The sequence below is a fragment of the Streptococcus sp. 2018110 genome (genome assembly GCF_019754115.1).
Lineage (GTDB): Bacteria > Bacillota > Bacilli > Lactobacillales > Streptococcaceae > Streptococcus > Streptococcus hashimotonensis.
Genome location: NZ_JAIJZO010000002.1, coordinates 173,321 through 190,595, shown reverse-complemented (window position 1 = coordinate 190,595; position 17,275 = coordinate 173,321). Strand labels below are relative to the sequence as shown.

General features: G+C 40.2%; 19 protein-coding genes. 17 read left to right on the top strand and 2 right to left on the bottom strand.

The features are described 5' to 3' along the window. Positions 1–108: 108 nt before the first annotated feature. The 8 genes from K5Q34_RS02925 (at position 109) to K5Q34_RS02890 (ending at position 7,633) form a co-directional block, all read left to right on the top strand. A complete protein-coding gene (locus tag K5Q34_RS02925; protein ID WP_012027482.1) occupies positions 109–996 on the top strand; it encodes a branched-chain amino acid ABC transporter permease in 888 nt (295 codons plus the stop codon). Positions 997–998: 2 nt separating this feature from the next. Continuing rightward, positions 999–1,946 (top strand): branched-chain amino acid ABC transporter permease, encoded by a 948-nt coding sequence (locus K5Q34_RS02920; RefSeq protein ID WP_221864486.1) that lies wholly within the window; start codon positions 999–1,001, stop codon positions 1,944–1,946. Continuing rightward, complete coding sequence (locus K5Q34_RS02915) at positions 1,946–2,710, top strand: ABC transporter ATP-binding protein (RefSeq protein WP_024384876.1); 765 nt, start codon at positions 1,946–1,948, stop codon at positions 2,708–2,710. The genes K5Q34_RS02920 and K5Q34_RS02915 overlap by 1 nt, the downstream gene beginning before the upstream one ends. Next, on the top strand, positions 2,710–3,420 hold the full coding sequence (locus tag K5Q34_RS02910) for an ABC transporter ATP-binding protein (protein ID WP_002937288.1): 711 nt from the start codon (positions 2,710–2,712) through the stop codon (positions 3,418–3,420). The genes K5Q34_RS02915 and K5Q34_RS02910 overlap by 1 nt, the downstream gene beginning before the upstream one ends. A 519-nt stretch (positions 3,421–3,939) precedes the next feature. Then, positions 3,940–4,695: an epoxyqueuosine reductase QueH gene (locus tag K5Q34_RS02905; RefSeq protein WP_024387922.1), complete on the top strand. Its 756-nt coding sequence runs from the start codon at positions 3,940–3,942 to the stop codon at positions 4,693–4,695. Positions 4,696–4,778: 83 nt separating this feature from the next. Then, complete coding sequence (locus tag K5Q34_RS02900; protein ID WP_221864485.1) at positions 4,779–5,435, top strand: CBS domain-containing protein; 657 nt, start codon at positions 4,779–4,781, stop codon at positions 5,433–5,435. 93 nt (positions 5,436–5,528) lie between these two features. Continuing rightward, positions 5,529–6,356 carry a hypothetical protein gene (locus K5Q34_RS02895; RefSeq protein ID WP_221864484.1) on the top strand — a complete coding sequence of 276 codons (828 nt, stop codon included), beginning with the start codon at positions 5,529–5,531 and terminating at the stop codon, positions 6,354–6,356. Between the two features lie 5 nt (positions 6,357–6,361). Beyond that, positions 6,362–7,633, top strand: a complete 1,272-nt coding sequence (locus K5Q34_RS02890) for a toxic anion resistance protein (protein WP_105119667.1) — start codon at positions 6,362–6,364, stop codon at positions 7,631–7,633. Between the two features lie 37 nt (positions 7,634–7,670). Here K5Q34_RS02890 and K5Q34_RS02885 read toward each other — a convergent pair whose 3' ends face one another. Next, entirely contained in the window at positions 7,671–8,537 is an 867-nt protein-coding gene (locus tag K5Q34_RS02885; protein ID WP_002935357.1) for a YitT family protein, read from the bottom strand. A 526-nt stretch (positions 8,538–9,063) separates the two neighbouring features. Here K5Q34_RS02885 and tmk point away from each other — a divergent pair. The 9 genes from tmk to K5Q34_RS02840 all read left to right on the top strand — a co-directional run bounded on the left by tmk (position 9,064) and on the right by K5Q34_RS02840 (position 15,985). Continuing rightward, positions 9,064–9,702 (top strand): dTMP kinase, encoded by a 639-nt coding sequence (tmk, locus tag K5Q34_RS02880; protein ID WP_024384872.1) that lies wholly within the window; start codon positions 9,064–9,066, stop codon positions 9,700–9,702. Next, the gene (locus K5Q34_RS02875) at positions 9,699–10,583 is read left to right on the top strand and encodes a DNA polymerase III subunit delta' (protein WP_024407089.1); all 885 of its coding nucleotides are present in this window, start codon (positions 9,699–9,701) and stop codon (positions 10,581–10,583) included. The genes tmk and K5Q34_RS02875 overlap by 4 nt, the downstream gene beginning before the upstream one ends. A gap of 19 nt (positions 10,584–10,602) precedes the next feature. After that, a complete protein-coding gene (yabA, locus tag K5Q34_RS02870; protein ID WP_002935361.1) occupies positions 10,603–10,920 on the top strand; it encodes a DNA replication initiation control protein YabA in 318 nt (105 codons plus the stop codon). 1 nt (position 10,921) lies between these two features. Further along, a complete protein-coding gene (gene rsmI / locus K5Q34_RS02865; protein WP_221864483.1) occupies positions 10,922–11,785 on the top strand; it encodes a 16S rRNA (cytidine(1402)-2'-O)-methyltransferase in 864 nt (287 codons plus the stop codon). A 470-nt stretch (positions 11,786–12,255) separates the two neighbouring features. Beyond that, the gene (gene serC / locus K5Q34_RS02860; RefSeq protein WP_015646952.1) at positions 12,256–13,347 is read left to right on the top strand and encodes a 3-phosphoserine/phosphohydroxythreonine transaminase; all 1,092 of its coding nucleotides are present in this window, start codon (positions 12,256–12,258) and stop codon (positions 13,345–13,347) included. Then, complete coding sequence (locus K5Q34_RS02855) at positions 13,347–13,904, top strand: GNAT family N-acetyltransferase (protein ID WP_105095471.1); 558 nt, start codon at positions 13,347–13,349, stop codon at positions 13,902–13,904. Before serC ends, K5Q34_RS02855 begins: the two co-directional genes overlap by 1 nt. A gap of 53 nt (positions 13,905–13,957) precedes the next feature. Next, positions 13,958–15,139 (top strand): phosphoglycerate dehydrogenase, encoded by a 1,182-nt coding sequence (locus K5Q34_RS02850; protein ID WP_024384869.1) that lies wholly within the window; start codon positions 13,958–13,960, stop codon positions 15,137–15,139. A 2-nt stretch (positions 15,140–15,141) separates the two neighbouring features. Then, complete coding sequence (locus K5Q34_RS02845) at positions 15,142–15,648, top strand: methylated-DNA--[protein]-cysteine S-methyltransferase (protein ID WP_221864482.1); 507 nt, start codon at positions 15,142–15,144, stop codon at positions 15,646–15,648. Beyond that, on the top strand, positions 15,632–15,985 hold the full coding sequence (locus tag K5Q34_RS02840) for an arsenate reductase family protein (protein WP_002935368.1): 354 nt from the start codon (positions 15,632–15,634) through the stop codon (positions 15,983–15,985). The genes K5Q34_RS02845 and K5Q34_RS02840 overlap by 17 nt, the downstream gene beginning before the upstream one ends. Before the next feature lie 16 nt (positions 15,986–16,001). On the opposite strand, the gene K5Q34_RS02835 is transcribed toward K5Q34_RS02840, so the two are convergent. After that, the gene (locus tag K5Q34_RS02835) at positions 16,002–16,901 is read right to left on the bottom strand and encodes a cation transporter (protein WP_024407083.1); all 900 of its coding nucleotides are present in this window, start codon (positions 16,899–16,901) and stop codon (positions 16,002–16,004) included. Positions 16,902–17,275: the final 374 nt, after the last annotated feature.

Genomic DNA, 17,275 nt, shown 5'->3' with positions numbered 1-17,275 from the left:
TAATTTTAATGATTAAACTCTCTATCTAACTTGCTTATTTTCAGAAAATTTTGTATAATGTAACAATGCTATTGAGCTCGAAAAATATTTAGAAAGATTGGTGAACCTATGCTTCAACAACTTGTCAATGGTTTGATTCTTGGTTCTGTTTATGCCCTTTTGGCCCTTGGTTATACCATGGTGTACGGAATTATCAAACTCATTAACTTCGCCCATGGTGATTTGTATATGATGGGTGCTTTTATGGGGTACTTCCTATTAAATAATTTAACTTTTATTGCAGATGGTGGAACGCGTTTCTTTGTTGCTCTCATTCTAGCGATGGTAGGGACGGCTATTCTCGGTGTCGTTATAGAGTTTTTAGCCTATCGTCCTTTGCGTAATTCAACGCGTATAGCAGCTTTGATTACGGCTATCGGTGTATCCTTCTTCTTAGAATACACTATGATTAAATTCTTTACAGCAGACGTAAAAGCCTTTCCTCAAGCAATCGAAGCTGTGACTTTTAACCTTGGTCCAGTTTCTGTTACTAATATCCAGTTGATAATTCTTGGTGTATCGCTTGCGTTGATGGTCGCTCTACAATTAATTGTCAAACGTACAAAAATGGGGAAAGCCATGCGTGCGGTTTCTGTAGATAGCGATGCAGCTCAGCTTATGGGGATTAATGTAAACCGTACAATCAGCTTTACTTTTGCTCTTGGGTCAGCTCTTGCGGGTGCTGCGGGTGTTCTCCTAGGTCTCTACTACAACCAGATTGAGCCTTTGATGGGGATGACCCCAGGTTTGAAAGCCTTTGTAGCGGCAGTATTGGGTGGTATCGGTATTATTCCAGGTGCTGCGCTTGGTGGCTTCGTTATCGGTATCATCGAAACATTCACCTATGTGATTGAATTCGATACTTTCCGTGATGCGATCGTATATACTGTTTTGATCATCATCCTCTTGGTGCGTCCAAGTGGTATTCTTGGTAAAAATGTGAAAGAGAAGGTGTAACCATGAAGCAAAATTTAAAAGTTAATGCGATTTGGTTGGCTATCTTATTGGCTGGTTTTGGGCTTATTCAAGGTCTTGTATCAGCAGGGATTCTGAATTTTTACTACATCCAGATTGTTCAGCAAATCGGTATTCAAATTATCTTGGCAGTTGGTTTAAACTTGATTGTTGGTTTCTCAGGTCAATTTTCACTTGGTCATGCTGGTTTTATGGCTATTGGTGCTTATGCAGTAGGTATTCTTGGGAAAATGATGCCAACTTATGGTGGATTTGCTATCGCCTTGATTGTTGGGATGTTAATCTCAGGTGCAGTGGCTCTTTTAGTTGGTATTCCAACCCTTCGTTTGAAAGGTGACTACCTTGCAATTGCGACTCTTGGTGTTGCAGAGATTATTCGTATTTTAATTATCAATGGTGGTAGTGTAACGAATGGTGCAGCAGGTATTATGTCTATTCCACTCTTTACAAGCTGGCCTTTAGTTTATATTTTTGTAATCATCACAACTTTGGTGACAGTTAACTTTTTGCGCAGTCCGATGGGACGTGCTACAATTTCTGTTCGTGAGGATGAAATTGCGGCAGAATCTGTAGGTGTCAATCCAACATTTGTGAAAGTTTCAGCCTTTGTATTTGGTGCCATGACGGCAGCCATTGCAGGTGGTCTCCATGCAGGATACGTTGGGACAATTGTTCCGAAAGACTTTGCCTTTATGACCTCCGTTAACGTTTTGATTATCATTGTATTGGGTGGTTTGGGCTCTATCACAGGTACCTTTGTAGCAGCCATTGTACTTGGTATTTTGAACGTATTCCTCAAGAGTTACTCTGATATTTCAATGATTATCTATTCATTAGCTCTTATTCTCTTGATGATTTTCCGTCCTGGAGGTCTTTTGGGAACTAAGGAATTCAGCGTAGTAGCTCTACTCAAGAAGAAGGAGGTTAAGTAATGGCATTACTTGAAGTAAAAGATTTAACCAAGAACTTCGGTGGCCTGACTGCCGTTGGTGATGTGACCATGGAACTTCATGAAGGGGAATTGGTTGGTCTTATCGGTCCAAATGGTGCTGGTAAAACGACTCTTTTCAACCTCTTGACAGGTGTTTATGAGCCAAGCGAGGGGACAATTTCTCTTGCAGGGACTATTTTGAACGGTAAAGCACCATCAAAAATTGCTTCGCTTGGTCTTGGTCGTACTTTCCAGAACATTCGTTTGTTCAAAAATATGACCGTTTTGGAAAATGTTTTGATTGGTCTTGGCAATCATGGTAAATCAGAAGTATTTGCAAGTTTCTTCCGTCTTCCAGCATTCTATAAGAATGAAGAAGCGTTGAAAACAAAAGCGCTTGAACTTTTGAAAATCTTCGATTTGGATGGAGATGCAGATACATTAGCTAAAAACCTTCCTTACGGTCAACAACGACGTTTGGAAATCGTTCGTGCCCTTGCGACTGAACCAAAAATTCTTTTCTTGGATGAACCAGCGGCTGGTATGAACCCACAAGAAACGGCAGAATTGACCCAACTTATCCGTAAAATCAAAGAAGAATTTGGCATTACTATCATCTTGATCGAACACGATATGAGCTTGGTTATGGAAGTGACGGAGCGGATATACGTATTGGAGTACGGTCGTTTGATTGCCCATGGTACACCAGAAGAAATTCGTAATAACAAGCGTGTAATTGAAGCCTACCTTGGAGGTGAAGCTTAATGGCAATGTTAGAAGTAAAAAATCTTTCCGTTAACTACGGTGTTATCGAAGCTGTTAAAGATGTTAGCTTTGAGGTTAATGAAGGTGAGGTTGTAACACTTATCGGCGCTAATGGTGCTGGTAAAACCTCTATCCTTCGTACTATTTCAGGACTTGTTCGTCCATCAGCTGGAACAATTTCTTTCCTTGGAAATGAGATTCAAAAAGTTCCTGCACGTAAAATCGTAGCAGACGGTTTATCACAAGTTCCAGAAGGTCGTCATGTTTTTGCAGGCTTGACAGTTATGGAAAACTTGGAAATGGGTGCCTTCCTTCGTAACAATCGTGAAGAAAACCAAGCAAACTTGAAAAAAATCTTTGCTCGTTTTCCACGTTTGGAAGAACGTAAAAACCAGGATGCAGCTACCCTTTCAGGTGGTGAGCAACAGATGTTGGCCATGGGACGTGCCCTAATGAGCCAACCAAAGCTCTTGCTCCTTGATGAACCATCAATGGGCTTGGCTCCGATCTTTATCCAAGAAATTTTTGATATTATCCAAGATATTCAAAAACAAGGAACAACTGTCCTCTTGATTGAGCAAAATGCCAACAAAGCTCTCGCTATTGCAGATCGTGGCTATGTTCTAGAAACAGGAAAAGTTGTCCTATCAGGAACAGGAAAAGAACTCCTCGCATCAGAAGAAGTCAAAAAAGCATATCTGGGTGGCTAAAAAGGTCCGGGGGACCTTTTTAGGTTGGAAATGAGAAACGCCGGCAGGCGTTTTTCTTTATATCAGGGTCCGGGGTACCTTTTTAGGTTGGAGATAGGAAAACCAGCAATGTACGTTGCTGGTTTGTCCCTCAACCCTGACGGGTTGTTTTAGGTCGGAAATAGGGGGAGTGGGAAAGAACTCGACTAGGTCAAAAAGAGTTCGTCTTCCCACCCCCGCACAGTTGATTAGGCCAGATTTGGAGTGTGAAACACGAACAAATCTGCCAATCAACCACTGCGCTGAGATGTTGACACGAACTCTGAGAAGTGGCCCTGGACTTGTTGCCCAGCCTCTTTCCTTTTATTCATTTTGGTGCCCTTTTTAGGTTGGAAATGAGAACCGCTGGTAAGCGGTTTTCTTTATATCAATGCCCGGGGGACCTTTTTAGGTTGGAAATGGGGAGCCTTCTCTCATGTTATTACTATCTATGCAGTGGTCTTCAAATATAGTATAATGAATGTATATTTGGAGGTTTGTATGATTAAAGTTGAAGAGATTTTATCGACTCTATCACCGAATCAAAAGGTTAACTATGATAAAGTGTTTCAAAAAATGGCAAGCACGTGGCAGGAAGCGGGGCTTCGACCGAAAATTCTCATGCATGTCTGTTGTGCACCATGCTCGACCTATACATTGGAGTACTTGACTCAATATGCAGATGTAACCATCTATTTTGCGAATTCCAATATTCATCCAAAGGCGGAGTACCAGCGGCGGGCAGCCGTGACGGCCCAGTTTGTCAAAGAATTTAATCAGAAAACTGGACAGTCGGTAGGCTACCTAGAAGCTGACTATAGCCCTCAGGAATTTTTCAAGAAAACTCAGCATCTCGCCAATGAGCCAGAGGGGGGAGATCGGTGTAAGGTTTGCTATGATTATCGGTTGGATAAGACTGCGGAGAAGGCAGTTGAGCTTGGTTTTGACTATTTTGGTTCGGCTTTGACAATCAGTCCACATAAGAATTCGCAGACCATCAATGCTGTTGGGATTGAGGTGCAGAAATTATACGATACCCAGTATCTTCCGAGTGACTTTAAGAAAAATGGAGGCTATCAGCGTTCAGTTCAAATGTGTGAAGAGTATGACATTTATCGCCAGTGCTATTGTGGCTGTGTCTATGGGGCTAATGCCCAAGGTGTCAATCTCGTACAGGTAAAAAAAGAAGCCTTGGAATTTTTAAAAACGCACAGAGATTATTCCCACATTCCTTTCAAGGTGCTGGATAAGAATTGATTTTCATTTCTTTTCATTAAATATTGAAATCGTTTTCGGATTTGTGGTATAATAAAGTATGATTTACCAAAGGAGGAAGTCCTATGTCTGTTAAAGATTTTATGACCCGTAAAGTTGTTTATATTTCACCAGATACAACCATTGCACACGCTGCAGATATTATGCGTGAACAGGATTTGCACCGTCTACCTGTTATTGAAAATGATAAGTTGGTTGGTTTGGTCACTGAGGGAACGATCGCAGAAGCTAGTCCATCAAAAGCAACTAGCCTATCTATTTACGAGATGAACTACCTTTTGAATAAGACTAAGGTCAAGGATGTGATGATTAAGAATGTTATCACAGTCTCAGGTTATGCTAGTCTTGAAGATGCTGCTTATCTCATGTATAAAAATAAGGTGGGGATTCTTCCAGTTGTTGATAACGGTCAACTGTATGGGGTCATTACTGATCGTGATATTTTTGCAGCTTTTCTTCATGTCTCAGGTTATGGGGAAGAAGGAGTACGCGCTCGGTTCCTTGTTGAAAATAAGGCAGGGGAGTTAGAAAAAATTATTCGATTGGTGGCAGATAAGGATTATAATATTGTATCTACTGTGCAACTTGCTACCAAGTCTGGAAAAGTTGTCATCGAAGTGCAGATTGACGGAAAAGTTGATGTTGAAGAAGTTCGAATTCTTTTCGAGGGTGCAGGTATCCAAGTGGATAGTTTGGTTCCGACTGTTGCTAAAAATATTTAAAAACCGAGATTTCTCGGTTTTTTTCTTTAGCTATCATTCTAGTATTTTAGGGGAATGTGATATAATAAAGTATATCATGTATGAGGAGGCTCTATGGGGCACAAATATAAAAAGTATAAGAAATATGGTAAAAATAATTCAGGACTTGTGGCCCTCCTTGTTTTATTGGCAATCGGTTTTGTCATGAGTTTCTGGTATATCTTATTGCCCATTGGGCTCCTAATTGGCTATTTTTACAAGAGAGAGGCTATCCAGCGTTTTTTGAATAGAGATTCTATAAAACGCTTGCAGGTATTAGCGCTATCTATTCGTTCGGGCTATGAAAAGCATCAAGAGCTCTTGGTGGAAAAGGGTGAGGATAAGGTTGTGTTACAGTTGCGAAGTAGACTGTTAGGACAATTATTTGAATTAGATCAGCTCTATCAAAAAGTTGGAAAATATCTGAATGGATATGAAAGTAAAGAAGTTGTAGATACCTTGCAACTAAAATATCATTTAAAACTGCCAGAAGCTAAAACAGAAGAAAATACTGACACACAGGTTTCTACTGGTGGTAATGCTGTGATGGATGAACAAGGCATGATAGCGGATTTAGCTCCTGAAATTCTAGAAACCTATTGTAATATTCAAAGAGACAATCTTGTTATTCTTGAAAAGCTGGAAAAGGCGACAGATAAGCGGGAAGAATTGACAGCTATCCATGAGGCCAATATGAGTCGGTTTAACGATATTTTACAGGGCTATTTGAAAATCAAAAAATCACCGAAAGATTATTTCAACGCAGAAGAACGATTGGTGCAGGCAAAATCAGCCATGGAAATTTTTGATAAGGATTTGGATGATACCATCAAACAATTTAACGAAGCGGATATGAAAGATTTTGAAGTCAGTCTGCGTATGATGAAAAGAGAAGAGGAATAGAGAAGATGTCAGGATTTAATTTCGATATTGATCAGATTGCTAATAATAGTTTATCAACCAAAGATAAGACAACAGAGCTTATTCAAGCGACTCCGACTGGAGATAATTCAAAAGTTTCTTTCTTGGCACAGTTGACACCGGAACAACAAACAGGTATTCGTGCCAAGGCTCCCCAATTGGTGGATAACTTCTTAGCTAATCAAAATGCCCTCTTGGATTTTGGTAAGGAAGCGGTAGAAGAAGTCAATGCAACGGTCAATCACATTTTGTCAGAACAGAAGAAGATTGAAATTCCACAGGTGGATGAGCTTTTGGCCAATACCAACCGTGAATTGAATGGCTTTGTGGCTAAGTATAAGGACATTTCTACAACTGCTGAATTAGAAAAGAAACCAGGTTTCTTCCAACGTCTGTTCAAGCAGACCAAGAATGATTTGCAGGAATTTTATTTTGATTCGCAGACCATTGAAAAGAAAATGGATAGCATGGCAGCCAGTGTGGTCAAGCAGGAAGAAGTGTTGGCGCGCAATATTGTTTCTGCAGAGCTTTTGATTGAAAATAATACCAAGTCTATCGAGAATTTGGTTGGGGTCATCGCCTTTATTGAAGCAACTGGTCAGGAAGCTGCAGAGCGTGCAAAATTGGCACAAGAAAACCTCGCAACTTTAGTACCGACTACAGTCGATTATCAAGTAGCTTCTGAGAAGTTGGCACGTGTAACAGAGGTTGCTAATATCCTCGAACAACAACATTCTGAGTATATGAGTCGCTTGTATGTCGCGTGGACAACGACACCGCAGATGCGTAATCTGGTCAAGGTTTCTTCGGATATGAAACAGCGCCTTGGGATGTTACGTCGCAATACTATTCCAACAATGAAATTGTCCATTGCACAGTTGGGCATCTTACAACAATCTATCAAGTCTAGCCAGACGGCAGATGCGATTGTCAATGCTAATAATGCTGCCCTTCAAATGCTTGCGGATACATCAAAAGAAGCCATCCCGATGATGGAACGCACAGCTCAGAATCCGACCCTTTCAGTAGCATCTGTTACCAAATTGGCAGAAAGCTTGGTTGCCCAAAATAATGGCATTATTGCAGCTATAGATGAAGGGCGTCAGAAACGTCGGGAGTTGGAAGCAGCTATTGTACGGTCTGCAGAAACTATCAATGATTCTGTTAAGCTACGCGATCAAAAAATCATTGCTGCTTTGCTGGAGCAAGGAAAAGAAGCACAGTCTGAGGCAGAGCAACCACTTGAAACCAATCCATAATATAAAACCTGCAGTTCAGCGAAACTGCAGGTTTTATTTAATGGCGTTCTATTGGTTTTTTATCTCGATCTAAAGTAAATCCCTCACCGAGTACTTCATGTGCGTCTGTAATGGTGATAAATGCGTGGGGGTCAATGCGATGAATAAGCTCCTTCATCTCCTGGAGCTGGCTCTTATATATGACTGAGTAAATCATGTTGACATCGGCTTTGCTGTAGAAACCTTGTGCTTTGATAAAGGTGACACCACGCTCGATTTCACAATCAATAGCCTGAGCCAATTGGTCAGATTTTTGGGAAACAATCATAACTCCCTTGCTACCATATCCGCCCTCCGTGACAAAATCAATAACCTTGGAAGCAATAGCAACCATCATTAAAGTATATAGAACTGTTCGGAGGTCTTTAAAAACAATAACAATCAGAGTTAGGATGAGGATGTCAACTGCAAGAATGATTTGTCCAATGGAATAAGGTAGGAATTTATGACCGATACGAGCAATAATATCGCTTCCCCCAGTCGTTCCGCCAGCACGGAAGATGGTTCCTAATCCTAGTCCCATAAGAATCCCACCAAGGATACTAACGAGTATCAAATCCTGTTGTAGATTGATTGAAAAATGGATTTTTTCAAAAATGGCCAACCAAAAGGTAACGCTAAAGGTTCCTAAGATACTGAGATAGAGAGTCTTCTTTCCGAGTATTTTCCACCCGAGGATGAACAATGGAATATTAATCACAATGTTCATTATCCAAGGTTGAATATGAAAAAGGTAGTAAATAATCAGCGTCAATCCAGTTGCGCCACCCTCGAATAGACGATTGGGCATGATTAAATAATTTAGCCCAAAGGCAAATAGCCCTGCACCAAGCAAAATAAGTAAAATATTTTTCAAACGAACCATAAGCATCTCCGAATATGTGTATATATCAATTTTAAAAGATTTTCTCCTTAAAAACAAGTCAATTTTCAAGTGATTTTTTGACTAATTTTTGGTAAAATGGAATGAATATCTAAGAACCAGTATTCACAAGTGAAATGCTTGGTATATATGGTCATTTAGTTTCTCTTTTATTACTTCAACGAGCGAGGAAGCGTCGTTTCCTTATTTTCAAGTTCAAACGGGAGTGGGAAAGAACTCGACTGATCTAAAAAGAGTTCCCCTCACTTCCAAGCAGTTGGCTCGGGCTAAAATAGTCCACTGGACTATTTTACTCCCACCCCCGCACAGCTCCAACTATCTCTCAGATAGTTGGAGTAAGTACTAAAAGTAAACTAAACGACTATAAGAGATAGTTTTTTGCTAATCAGGGCAGTTTTTTGAGGGAATACTGACTGTATTTTGAAAAAAACTAAGGAAGACTAGTTGAAAAACTAGCCTTAGATGGAAGTGCTGAACTGTGCATATAGGTTCTAAGAGCGAGGGAAAGATGAGAAACGGTTTTTTTATTACATTTGAAGGCCCAGATGGAGCTGGAAAAACAACTGTATTGCAACAGTTATTGCCAGCCTTGCAGGAATTGGGGCCAGAAGTAGTCACAACTAGAGAGCCAGGTGGAGTGGCTATTGCAGAAGAAATTCGCAATATTATTCTGAATCCTGCAAATACAGCGATGGATGATAAGACGGAGCTGTTATTGTTCATTGCAGCACGACGTCAGCATTTGAAAGAAAAGATTCTCCCTCCCTTGGCACAGGGGAAATTGCTCTTGATTGATCGTTTTATCGATTCCTCTATTGCCTATCAAGGATTTGGACGGGGCTTGGATATAGATGACATTCATTGGCTCAATCAGTTTGCAACAGATGGTTTAAAACCAGATTTAACTCTCTATTTTGATATTGATACAGAAGAAGGGCTGGCTCGAATTGCCCGCAATGCTGACCGTGATGTGGATCGCTTGGATATGGAAAAAGCAGATATGCATAGACGGGTGCGTCAAGGCTATCTTAGTATTTTAGAGCAGGAACCAGATCGGTTGGTAAAGATTGATGCCAGTCAGCCACTAGAGGCTGTTGTTGCAGATGCTCTGGCGGTCATTAAGAAACGGTTTGCAGAAAGAACATGAAGATTGAAGAACTTAGAAACTTACAACCCAGTGTATTTCAACGTTTTGTGACAATTTTAGAGCAGAGACGTTTGGCACATGCCTATCTATTTTCAGGTGACTTTGCTAGTTTTGATATGGCAATTTTTCTCAGTCAATCGTTATTTTGTCAGGAGAAAGAAGGCGTTCTTCCTTGTCAGAAGTGTCGGTCCTGTCGTCTAATTGAAGCAAATGAGTTTTCAGATCTTACTGTTATTGCACCGCAGGGAAATGTTATCAAAACAGATACGATACGTGAATTAGTTAAGAATTTTTCACAATCTGGATTTGAATCCAATAAGCAGGTTTTCATTATTCGTGATGCTGAGAAAATGCATGCTAACGCAGCCAACTCTTTGCTAAAAGTGATTGAAGAACCTCAGTCAGCTATTCACATCTTCTTATTGACCAATCAGGAAGAAGCTGTCCTTCCTACTATCAAGAGTCGGACACAGATTATAGGTTTTCCTAAAAATATTCCGGCCATGGAGCGAATGTTAGAAGAGGAGGGTTTGTTAAAAACACAAGCGAATCTCTTAGCTCAACTGGTTTCAAGTCAAGAAGAAGCGAAAAAGTTAGCAGAAAATAAAAACTTTTTAGATTTGATGGGACAGGCAAAGAAATTTACAGACTTGCTCTTGGTGGAGCCTACACGTGCTTATTTGCAAGTTGGAATCCTAGTGTCTTTAGCTGTGGAAAAAGCTGAGCAGGGACGTTTGTTTGACCTTCTGAGTCTGATATTATCTGAGAAAATGATGGACTCGGCAAACGTACGTGAAAAAATGGATGCTGTTCTTAAGGCTAAGAAGATGTGGCAGGCAAACGTAAGTCTACAAAATAGTCTAGAGTATATAACTCTGTAAAATAAAAGAAAGGGAGATAATGGATAAAAAAGAAATTTTTGATGCCCTAGATGATTTTTCGCAGAATCTTCTAACCACGTTGGCAGAAGTGGATGCTATCAAAAAGCATTTACAGGGAGTTATTGATGAAAATACGACCCTCCGTTTGGAAAATTCCAAGTTGCGCGAACGTTTGGAAAAAGAAGATAAGACAGGCCATAAATCTTCCAACTTTGGTAAGGAGAATTTGGAGAATATTTACGAAGATGGTTTCCATATTTGTACCTTCTCTTATGGTCAACGTAGGGATAATGATGAACCTTGTATGTTCTGTGTAGAATTATTGAATCGAGATTAGGATGAAAGTACAAAAATCATTTAAGGGACAGACGAGTTTTGGGACTTTATATCTGGTGCCAACGCCTATTGGAAACTTACAGGATATGACATTCCGAGCTGTTCAGACCTTGAAAGAGGTGGATATAATTGCAGCGGAAGATACGAGAAATACAGGCCTCCTACTCAAACATTTTGAAGTAGAAACCAAGCAAATATCCTTTCATGAACACAATGCCCATGAAAAAATTCCAGTTTTGATTGATTGGCTCAAATCTGGTCAGTCCATTGCGCAAGTTTCTGATGCAGGCCTGCCTTCCATTTCGGATCCTGGTCATGACCTGGTACGGGCAGCGATTGCGGAAGATATTCCTGTTGTAGCACTTCCAGGAGCATCGGCAGGAATTACAGCCTTGATTGCATCTGGTTTGGCACCCCAGCCACATATTTTTTATGGATTTTTACCGAGAAAAGCGGGGCAGCAAAAAGAATTTTTCCAAGAAAAAAAGACCTATCCTGAGACGCAAATTTTCTATGAATCTCCATATCGTGTGGCAGATACCTTAGAAAATATGTTGACAGTTTATGGTGATCGTCAGGTAACGGTTGTTCGAGAATTGACCAAGTTATACGAAGAATACCAGAGAGGAAGCATTTCCGAATTACTAGAGTATTTGGAAGAAAATCCACTTAAGGGAGAATGCTTGATTATTGTCGAGGGTGCTGATGAGGAAGTCTATCCTTCTGCTGACGAAGTGGACTTGAAGGCTGAGGTAGAAAGGGAAATTGCAAGCGGCATAAAACCTAATCAGGCTATCAAAGAAGTGGCCAAACGCTACCAACTCAAAAAACAAGAAGTATACGATATATATCATGGACTAGGTTAAGGCCTAGTTTTTTGTATGTTTATGCAAACTTATACTCTTCGAAAATCAAAATCATCCGTTGTCAAGAGCCTTGATGTGTGAAAAGCTCCAGTGGATCTTTTTAGCCTGTTACCTTGAAATGAGAAAGTAACAGAGTTCTATCGTCGGCTTAATGAAGCGAACACAGTTCTCTATACTTCCAGCCTTCAACTATATCCCCGCTAAGCTACTTTTGATTTTTATTGAGTAATTAATAGGCAGATAACAATTGGCGATACTCCCCAAACAGTCAAATCTGGTCATAAAATTTTCATTGAAAACTGATAAATCCCTGTGAGGCAAGCGCCTTCGTTTATGGCTAAAAGTAAGAGGAGCTTTAGAAAGTAGAATAAATATAAGAAATCCGAATATTTTTACAAAATAATCATATTTTATGGAATTGTCTGAATATTTGTGATATAATGAACAGACTAACTTAATGGAGGGATTTTATGACAATCTACAACTTCTCTGCAGGTCCTGCAGTATTGCCAAAACCAGTACTTGAACGCGCCCAAGCTGAATTCTTGGACTACAATGGTTCGGGAATGAGCGTTTTGGAGATGTCGCATCGCTCCAAGGACTTCGATGATATTATAAAAGGTGCTGAAGCAACGCTTCGTGAATTGATGGCCATTCCAGATAATTACAAGGTTATTTTCTTGCAAGGTGGAGCTTCTTTGGAATTCACAATGATTCCCCTCAATTTCGCTCAAGGCAAGAAAGCCTACTATCTTGTAGGTGGCTCATGGGGTAAAAAAGCCTATACTGAGGCTGTGAAGCTGTCTAAAACAATTGCCTTTGAACCAATTTTGCTTGGATCAACTGAAGATATTACCTATGCAGAATTGCCAACCTTCGATAAAAATGATATTGATCCAACTGCTGCTTACGTGCATTTGACAACAAATAACACCATTGAAGGCACAGCAGTTTATGATATTCCTGACACCAATGGTGTGCCAGTCATTGCTGATATGTCTTCAAACATCTTAGCAGCTCGCTATAATGTTGAAGATTTTGCCATGATTTATGCTGGTGCACAGAAGAACATTGGACCTGCTGGTGTGACAGTGGTGATTGTTCGTGAGGACTTCCTCAATGATCAACCAATGCTTTCAAGCATGTTGGACTACCGTATTCAAGCAGAAAATGACTCTCTTTATAATACGCCGCCAGCTTACTCTATCTATATTTCTAAACTCGTCTTTGAATGGGTAAAAGAAATTGGTGGTGTCGATGAGATGGAGAAAATCAACCGTGAAAAATCTGGTTTGCTTTATGACTACATCGACCAGTCTAATTTCTATACAAATCCTGTTCGCAAAAAAGAAGAGCGTTCAGTAGCCAACATTCCTTTTGTTTCACCAAGTGAGGAATTGGATGCCAAGTTTGTCAAAGAAGCAACAGCGGCAGGTTTTAAAAACATCAAAGGTCACCGCTCTGTTGGTGGGATGCGGGCGTCGCTCTATAATGCTTTCCCACGTCAAGGTGTGGTTGAATTGATTGAATTCATGAAAAAATTTGCAGCGGAGAATGCCTAATGGAAATTAGATTAGCACATCCAAATGAGATGGAGGCTATTGTCAATATTCTTGAAGATGCTCGTACGTTTCTAGCAACCTCTGGTATTAATCAATGGCAGGGAGAGTATCCAAATAAAGAGAATATCTTTGATGATATTCTTTCTGGCCAAGGTTATGTTGGTCTAGTGGACGGTAAGGTGGCAGCTTATGCCGCCGTTCATCGTGGTCAAGAAGCAGAATATGAAGCCATATATGAAGGAAAATGGCAGCACAATCATCCTGTATATACAACATTTCATAGAATTGCAGCAGCTGACGAATTTCGTGGTCAAGGAATCATACAAACTTTTTTGCAAGGTTTAATTGAAGGTCAAAAAGGACCGGATTTCCGCTGTGATACCCACGAGCAGAATAAGACAATGCAGCACATTCTAAAAAAATTAGGCTATGTCTATTGTGGTAAAGTCCCAATAGATGGAGAACGTCTAGCCTATCAAAAAATCAAGCACAAGAGCGAGCGGAGTCTTTACCAGGAAATCAGTGAAGACGACCGTTGGTTACTCGGAAATAATTAATGAAATAAAGAAAGAAAAGGCGGTAGCTATTCCGCCTTTTTAGGTAAAAATAAATGGTATTTAGCGTACGTACTTTTAACAATATCAATCAAATTGGTCTTAAGGAATTAGGTAATAAATTCCAGATTGACGGAGATCATGCAGCAAATCCAGATGCCTTTATTATTCGATCTGAAAATTTGCATGGATTTGATTTTCCTAAAAATCTAAAAGCTATTGCCCGTGCGGGTGCAGGGACTAACAATATTCCAATCGAAGAGGCAACAGAGAAAGGTATTGTGGTCTTTAACACTCCAGGTGCCAATGCCAATGCCGTAAAAGAGGCAGTCATTGCTTCCATCCTTTTGTCAGCACGTGACTATATCGGAGCGACGGCGTGGGCAAATACATTGTCAGGAGATGATGTACCTAAGCAGGTTGAAGCAGGTAAGAAGCAGTTTGCTGGGACAGAAATTTCAGGTAAGACTCTTGGTGTTATCGGACTTGGTGCTATTGGTGCGCGTATTGCCAACGATGCCCGCCGTTTGGGAATGAATGTTCTCGGTTACGACCCTTATGTATCAGTAGAAACTGCATGGACCATTTCAAGCCATGTCAAACGTGTGGATGACTTGAAAGAAATCTTTACCAATGCGGATTACATTACTGTTCATGTTCCTTTGACAGATAAGACACGAGGACTCTTCAATGCGGATAGCTTTGGTCAAATGAGAAAAGGAACAACCTTGATCAACTTTGCCCGCGGTGAATTGGTTAATAATGCTGATTTGTTTGAAGCAATTGAGGCAGGAGTTATCAAGAACTATATCACGGATTTTGGGACAGAAGAAGTGCTCAACAAGGACAACATTATCGTCTTCCCGCACGTTGGTGGGTCAACAGAGGAAGCAGAGCTCAACTGTGCCATTGCTGCTGGTCAGACCATTCGTCGTTTTATGGAGACGGGTGAAATTATCAACTCAGTTAACTTCCCAAATGTGAAACAATTCCTAGATGCACCGTATCGTATTACCTTGATTAATAAGAATATTCCTAATATGGTAGCGACGATTACAACGGCTGTATCTGAGTTGGGAATCAATATCGATAATATCATCAATAAGTCTAAAGGTGACTATGCCTATACTTTACTTGATTTGGATGAAGCTGACAAGACAAAAATCGACCAGTTGGTTGCCAAATTTGAAGCAACGGATGCAATTGTCAAAGTGCGTGTCATTCAGAATAAAAACTAATCATGCTGTATAAACAAGTCTATCATAGTCCACTTGGGCCCATGTCATTAATGGCTAGTGATAAGGGATTAAGAGGGGCCTGGTTTGAGGGACAAAAATATTTTGAACGAGGCTTGAACGAGAAAGCTATTTTAGCCTCCCATCCCATTTTAGACCAGACAGCTCGATTGCTTGACAAGTATTTTTCAGGGGATCAGGTGGACTTTTCAACCCTTCCATTAGAAGCTGTGGGAACAAATTTCCAAGAGCGTGTCTGGCAATTATTGAAGAAGATTCCGATTGGTCAGACGACTACCTATGGACAATTGGCTCAGCAACTGGGCCTTCGTTCTGGTCAGGCAGTAGGAGGTGCAGTTGGGCGTAATCCTTATTCTATTATTGTTCCTTGTCACCGAGTTCTCAATCAGAAAGGACAGTTGACAGGTTATGCAGGTGGACTGGATAAGAAAATCTGGCTCTTGCGACATGAGAATCCAGAATTTGAGGTGAAAGATGATTTTATTTTATGAGTATCCAAAATGTTCGACTTGCCGAGCAGCAAAAGCGGAGTTGAAGAGTTTGGGATTGGAATTTGAAGCTATTGATATTAAGTCAACACCGCCTAGTGCTGAAGAGCTAAAAGCTTGGATGGAGGCGACAGGACTAGAATTGAAAAAGTATTTTAATACTTCTGGTAATAGCTATCGTGAATTAGGCTTGAAAGATAAGTTTGATAGTCTTAGCTTGGAGCAGGCGCTTAATCTTCTAGCTAATGATGGTATGCTGATTAAGCGTCCCCTACTGATTCAGGATGGTAAAATCTTACAGATTGGCTATCGAACAAAATACGAAAATCTCGGTTTATAAGCCGAGATTTTGTTTATTATAGCGCATATTCTATTGAAATATATTCATGATGTTTTTTCAAAAGATAGAGCATCTGAGGCTTATCTTCTAAGAGTTTTTGGATAATTTCGTGATGGACATTGTGGAGATTGATTTTAACGCGAATCTTCATGCCTTGTTTGAAAATATGGATTTCGACATCATTGCTATCTTCCTTTAAGTAAGGCTCCAATAGCTGATAGATAGAATCATGTATCTCAGGGAAATGGATCGTTCCGTTGGCGAGTTCCTTGAAAGATGCCACTAATAAGTTCCAAGGTTCCTTAAATGAAATGATTGCTAGTGCTAGTGTCAAAAAGAAGTCACCAGTATAATGCAGGAAGCCTAACCAAGAGTTGATAGGAACAAGATAGAGCAGAAGAATTGCAATTCCAATTGCACCTGAAATGAGTCCGTCTATAAGGTTGCCTTTTGCTTCTGCTAATATGATAGTAGATAGATGATTGACTTTGGCACTCATATGGCGGTTGTATAGGTAAAGCCCCATGCAGACAAAAAACATGGTTATGGTATAAGGTAGAACGGGACCTGTAGTCATTTGATGACCGATTCCATGAACAAAGTAAGCAAAGGCTGTCGCGCTAGTTTCAAGTACAGCAAATACAAGGAGTAGTAGAGTTGCGAGAGATTTCATGATAGCGTAGAGAGGTTCTAGAAAATACAGTCCTTGAGGAAATGTCTCGGTTTTCCGATGGCTATTTTTCGATATGTAAACTGCAACTAAGGACGAAATAAATGCTATTAGAGAAAAGACTCCGTCTAGGAGGAGGGCATTTAGGTCAGTCATGATATAAACGGCAATGCCTGCTAGTCCAGATAAACCGTTCACAACAGAGGAAACAGTTAGAGATTTGCGTTCGATAATTTTATGGTCCATAATCCCTCCTTTTAATGTATATCTATATATTTATTTTACCATAAAATGACATCGCTTTCAAATCAAGCAAATTAAAACAAGGTAGAGTGATAAGAAATAAAGGCTCAAAACCCTTGCAATAGACCTACGGGTTTTAAGCCTTTAATATCTGTTATCTGATAATTGAAATCATGTTATACTCTTCGAAAATCAAAATCAGACGTTGTTGACTTGATTTGATGAGTGAAAGGCTCCAGTGGAACCTTTCAGCCTGTTACCTTGAAACAAAATAGTAACAGGGTTCTATCTGCGTAAGTAGAAACGAACTACGTTCGCTCTATCTCCAACCTCCAAAGGTTCCCCAAACCTTTGGAGCTAGTCTGATTTTGATTTTC

Bases quoted from the DNA above. Each gene is read 5' to 3' on its own strand.
- tmk (WP_024384872.1), top strand. From the start codon at position 9,064: ATGAGAAACGGTTTTTTTATTACATTTGAAGGCCCAGATGGAGCTGGA.
- K5Q34_RS02895 (WP_221864484.1), top strand. From the start codon at position 5,529: ATGGGGCACAAATATAAAAAGTATAAGAAATATGGTAAAAATAATTCA.
- K5Q34_RS02850 (WP_024384869.1), top strand. From the start codon at position 13,958: ATGGTATTTAGCGTACGTACTTTTAACAATATCAATCAAATTGGTCTT.
- yabA (WP_002935361.1), top strand. From the start codon at position 10,603: ATGGATAAAAAAGAAATTTTTGATGCCCTAGATGATTTTTCGCAGAAT.
- K5Q34_RS02835 (WP_024407083.1), bottom strand. From the start codon at position 16,901: ATGGACCATAAAATTATCGAACGCAAATCTCTAACTGTTTCCTCTGTT.
- K5Q34_RS02845 (WP_221864482.1), top strand. From the start codon at position 15,142: ATGCTGTATAAACAAGTCTATCATAGTCCACTTGGGCCCATGTCATTA.
- K5Q34_RS02910 (WP_002937288.1), top strand. From the start codon at position 2,710: ATGGCAATGTTAGAAGTAAAAAATCTTTCCGTTAACTACGGTGTTATC.
- serC (WP_015646952.1), top strand. From the start codon at position 12,256: ATGACAATCTACAACTTCTCTGCAGGTCCTGCAGTATTGCCAAAACCA.
- rsmI (WP_221864483.1), top strand. From the start codon at position 10,922: ATGAAAGTACAAAAATCATTTAAGGGACAGACGAGTTTTGGGACTTTA.
- K5Q34_RS02890 (WP_105119667.1), top strand. From the start codon at position 6,362: ATGTCAGGATTTAATTTCGATATTGATCAGATTGCTAATAATAGTTTA.
- K5Q34_RS02920 (WP_221864486.1), top strand. From the start codon at position 999: ATGAAGCAAAATTTAAAAGTTAATGCGATTTGGTTGGCTATCTTATTG.
- K5Q34_RS02875 (WP_024407089.1), top strand. From the start codon at position 9,699: ATGAAGATTGAAGAACTTAGAAACTTACAACCCAGTGTATTTCAACGT.
- K5Q34_RS02925 (WP_012027482.1), top strand. From the start codon at position 109: ATGCTTCAACAACTTGTCAATGGTTTGATTCTTGGTTCTGTTTATGCC.
- K5Q34_RS02855 (WP_105095471.1), top strand. From the start codon at position 13,347: ATGGAAATTAGATTAGCACATCCAAATGAGATGGAGGCTATTGTCAAT.
- K5Q34_RS02840 (WP_002935368.1), top strand. From the start codon at position 15,632: ATGATTTTATTTTATGAGTATCCAAAATGTTCGACTTGCCGAGCAGCA.
- K5Q34_RS02915 (WP_024384876.1), top strand. From the start codon at position 1,946: ATGGCATTACTTGAAGTAAAAGATTTAACCAAGAACTTCGGTGGCCTG.
- K5Q34_RS02905 (WP_024387922.1), top strand. From the start codon at position 3,940: ATGATTAAAGTTGAAGAGATTTTATCGACTCTATCACCGAATCAAAAG.
- K5Q34_RS02885 (WP_002935357.1), bottom strand. From the start codon at position 8,537: ATGGTTCGTTTGAAAAATATTTTACTTATTTTGCTTGGTGCAGGGCTA.
- K5Q34_RS02900 (WP_221864485.1), top strand. From the start codon at position 4,779: ATGTCTGTTAAAGATTTTATGACCCGTAAAGTTGTTTATATTTCACCA.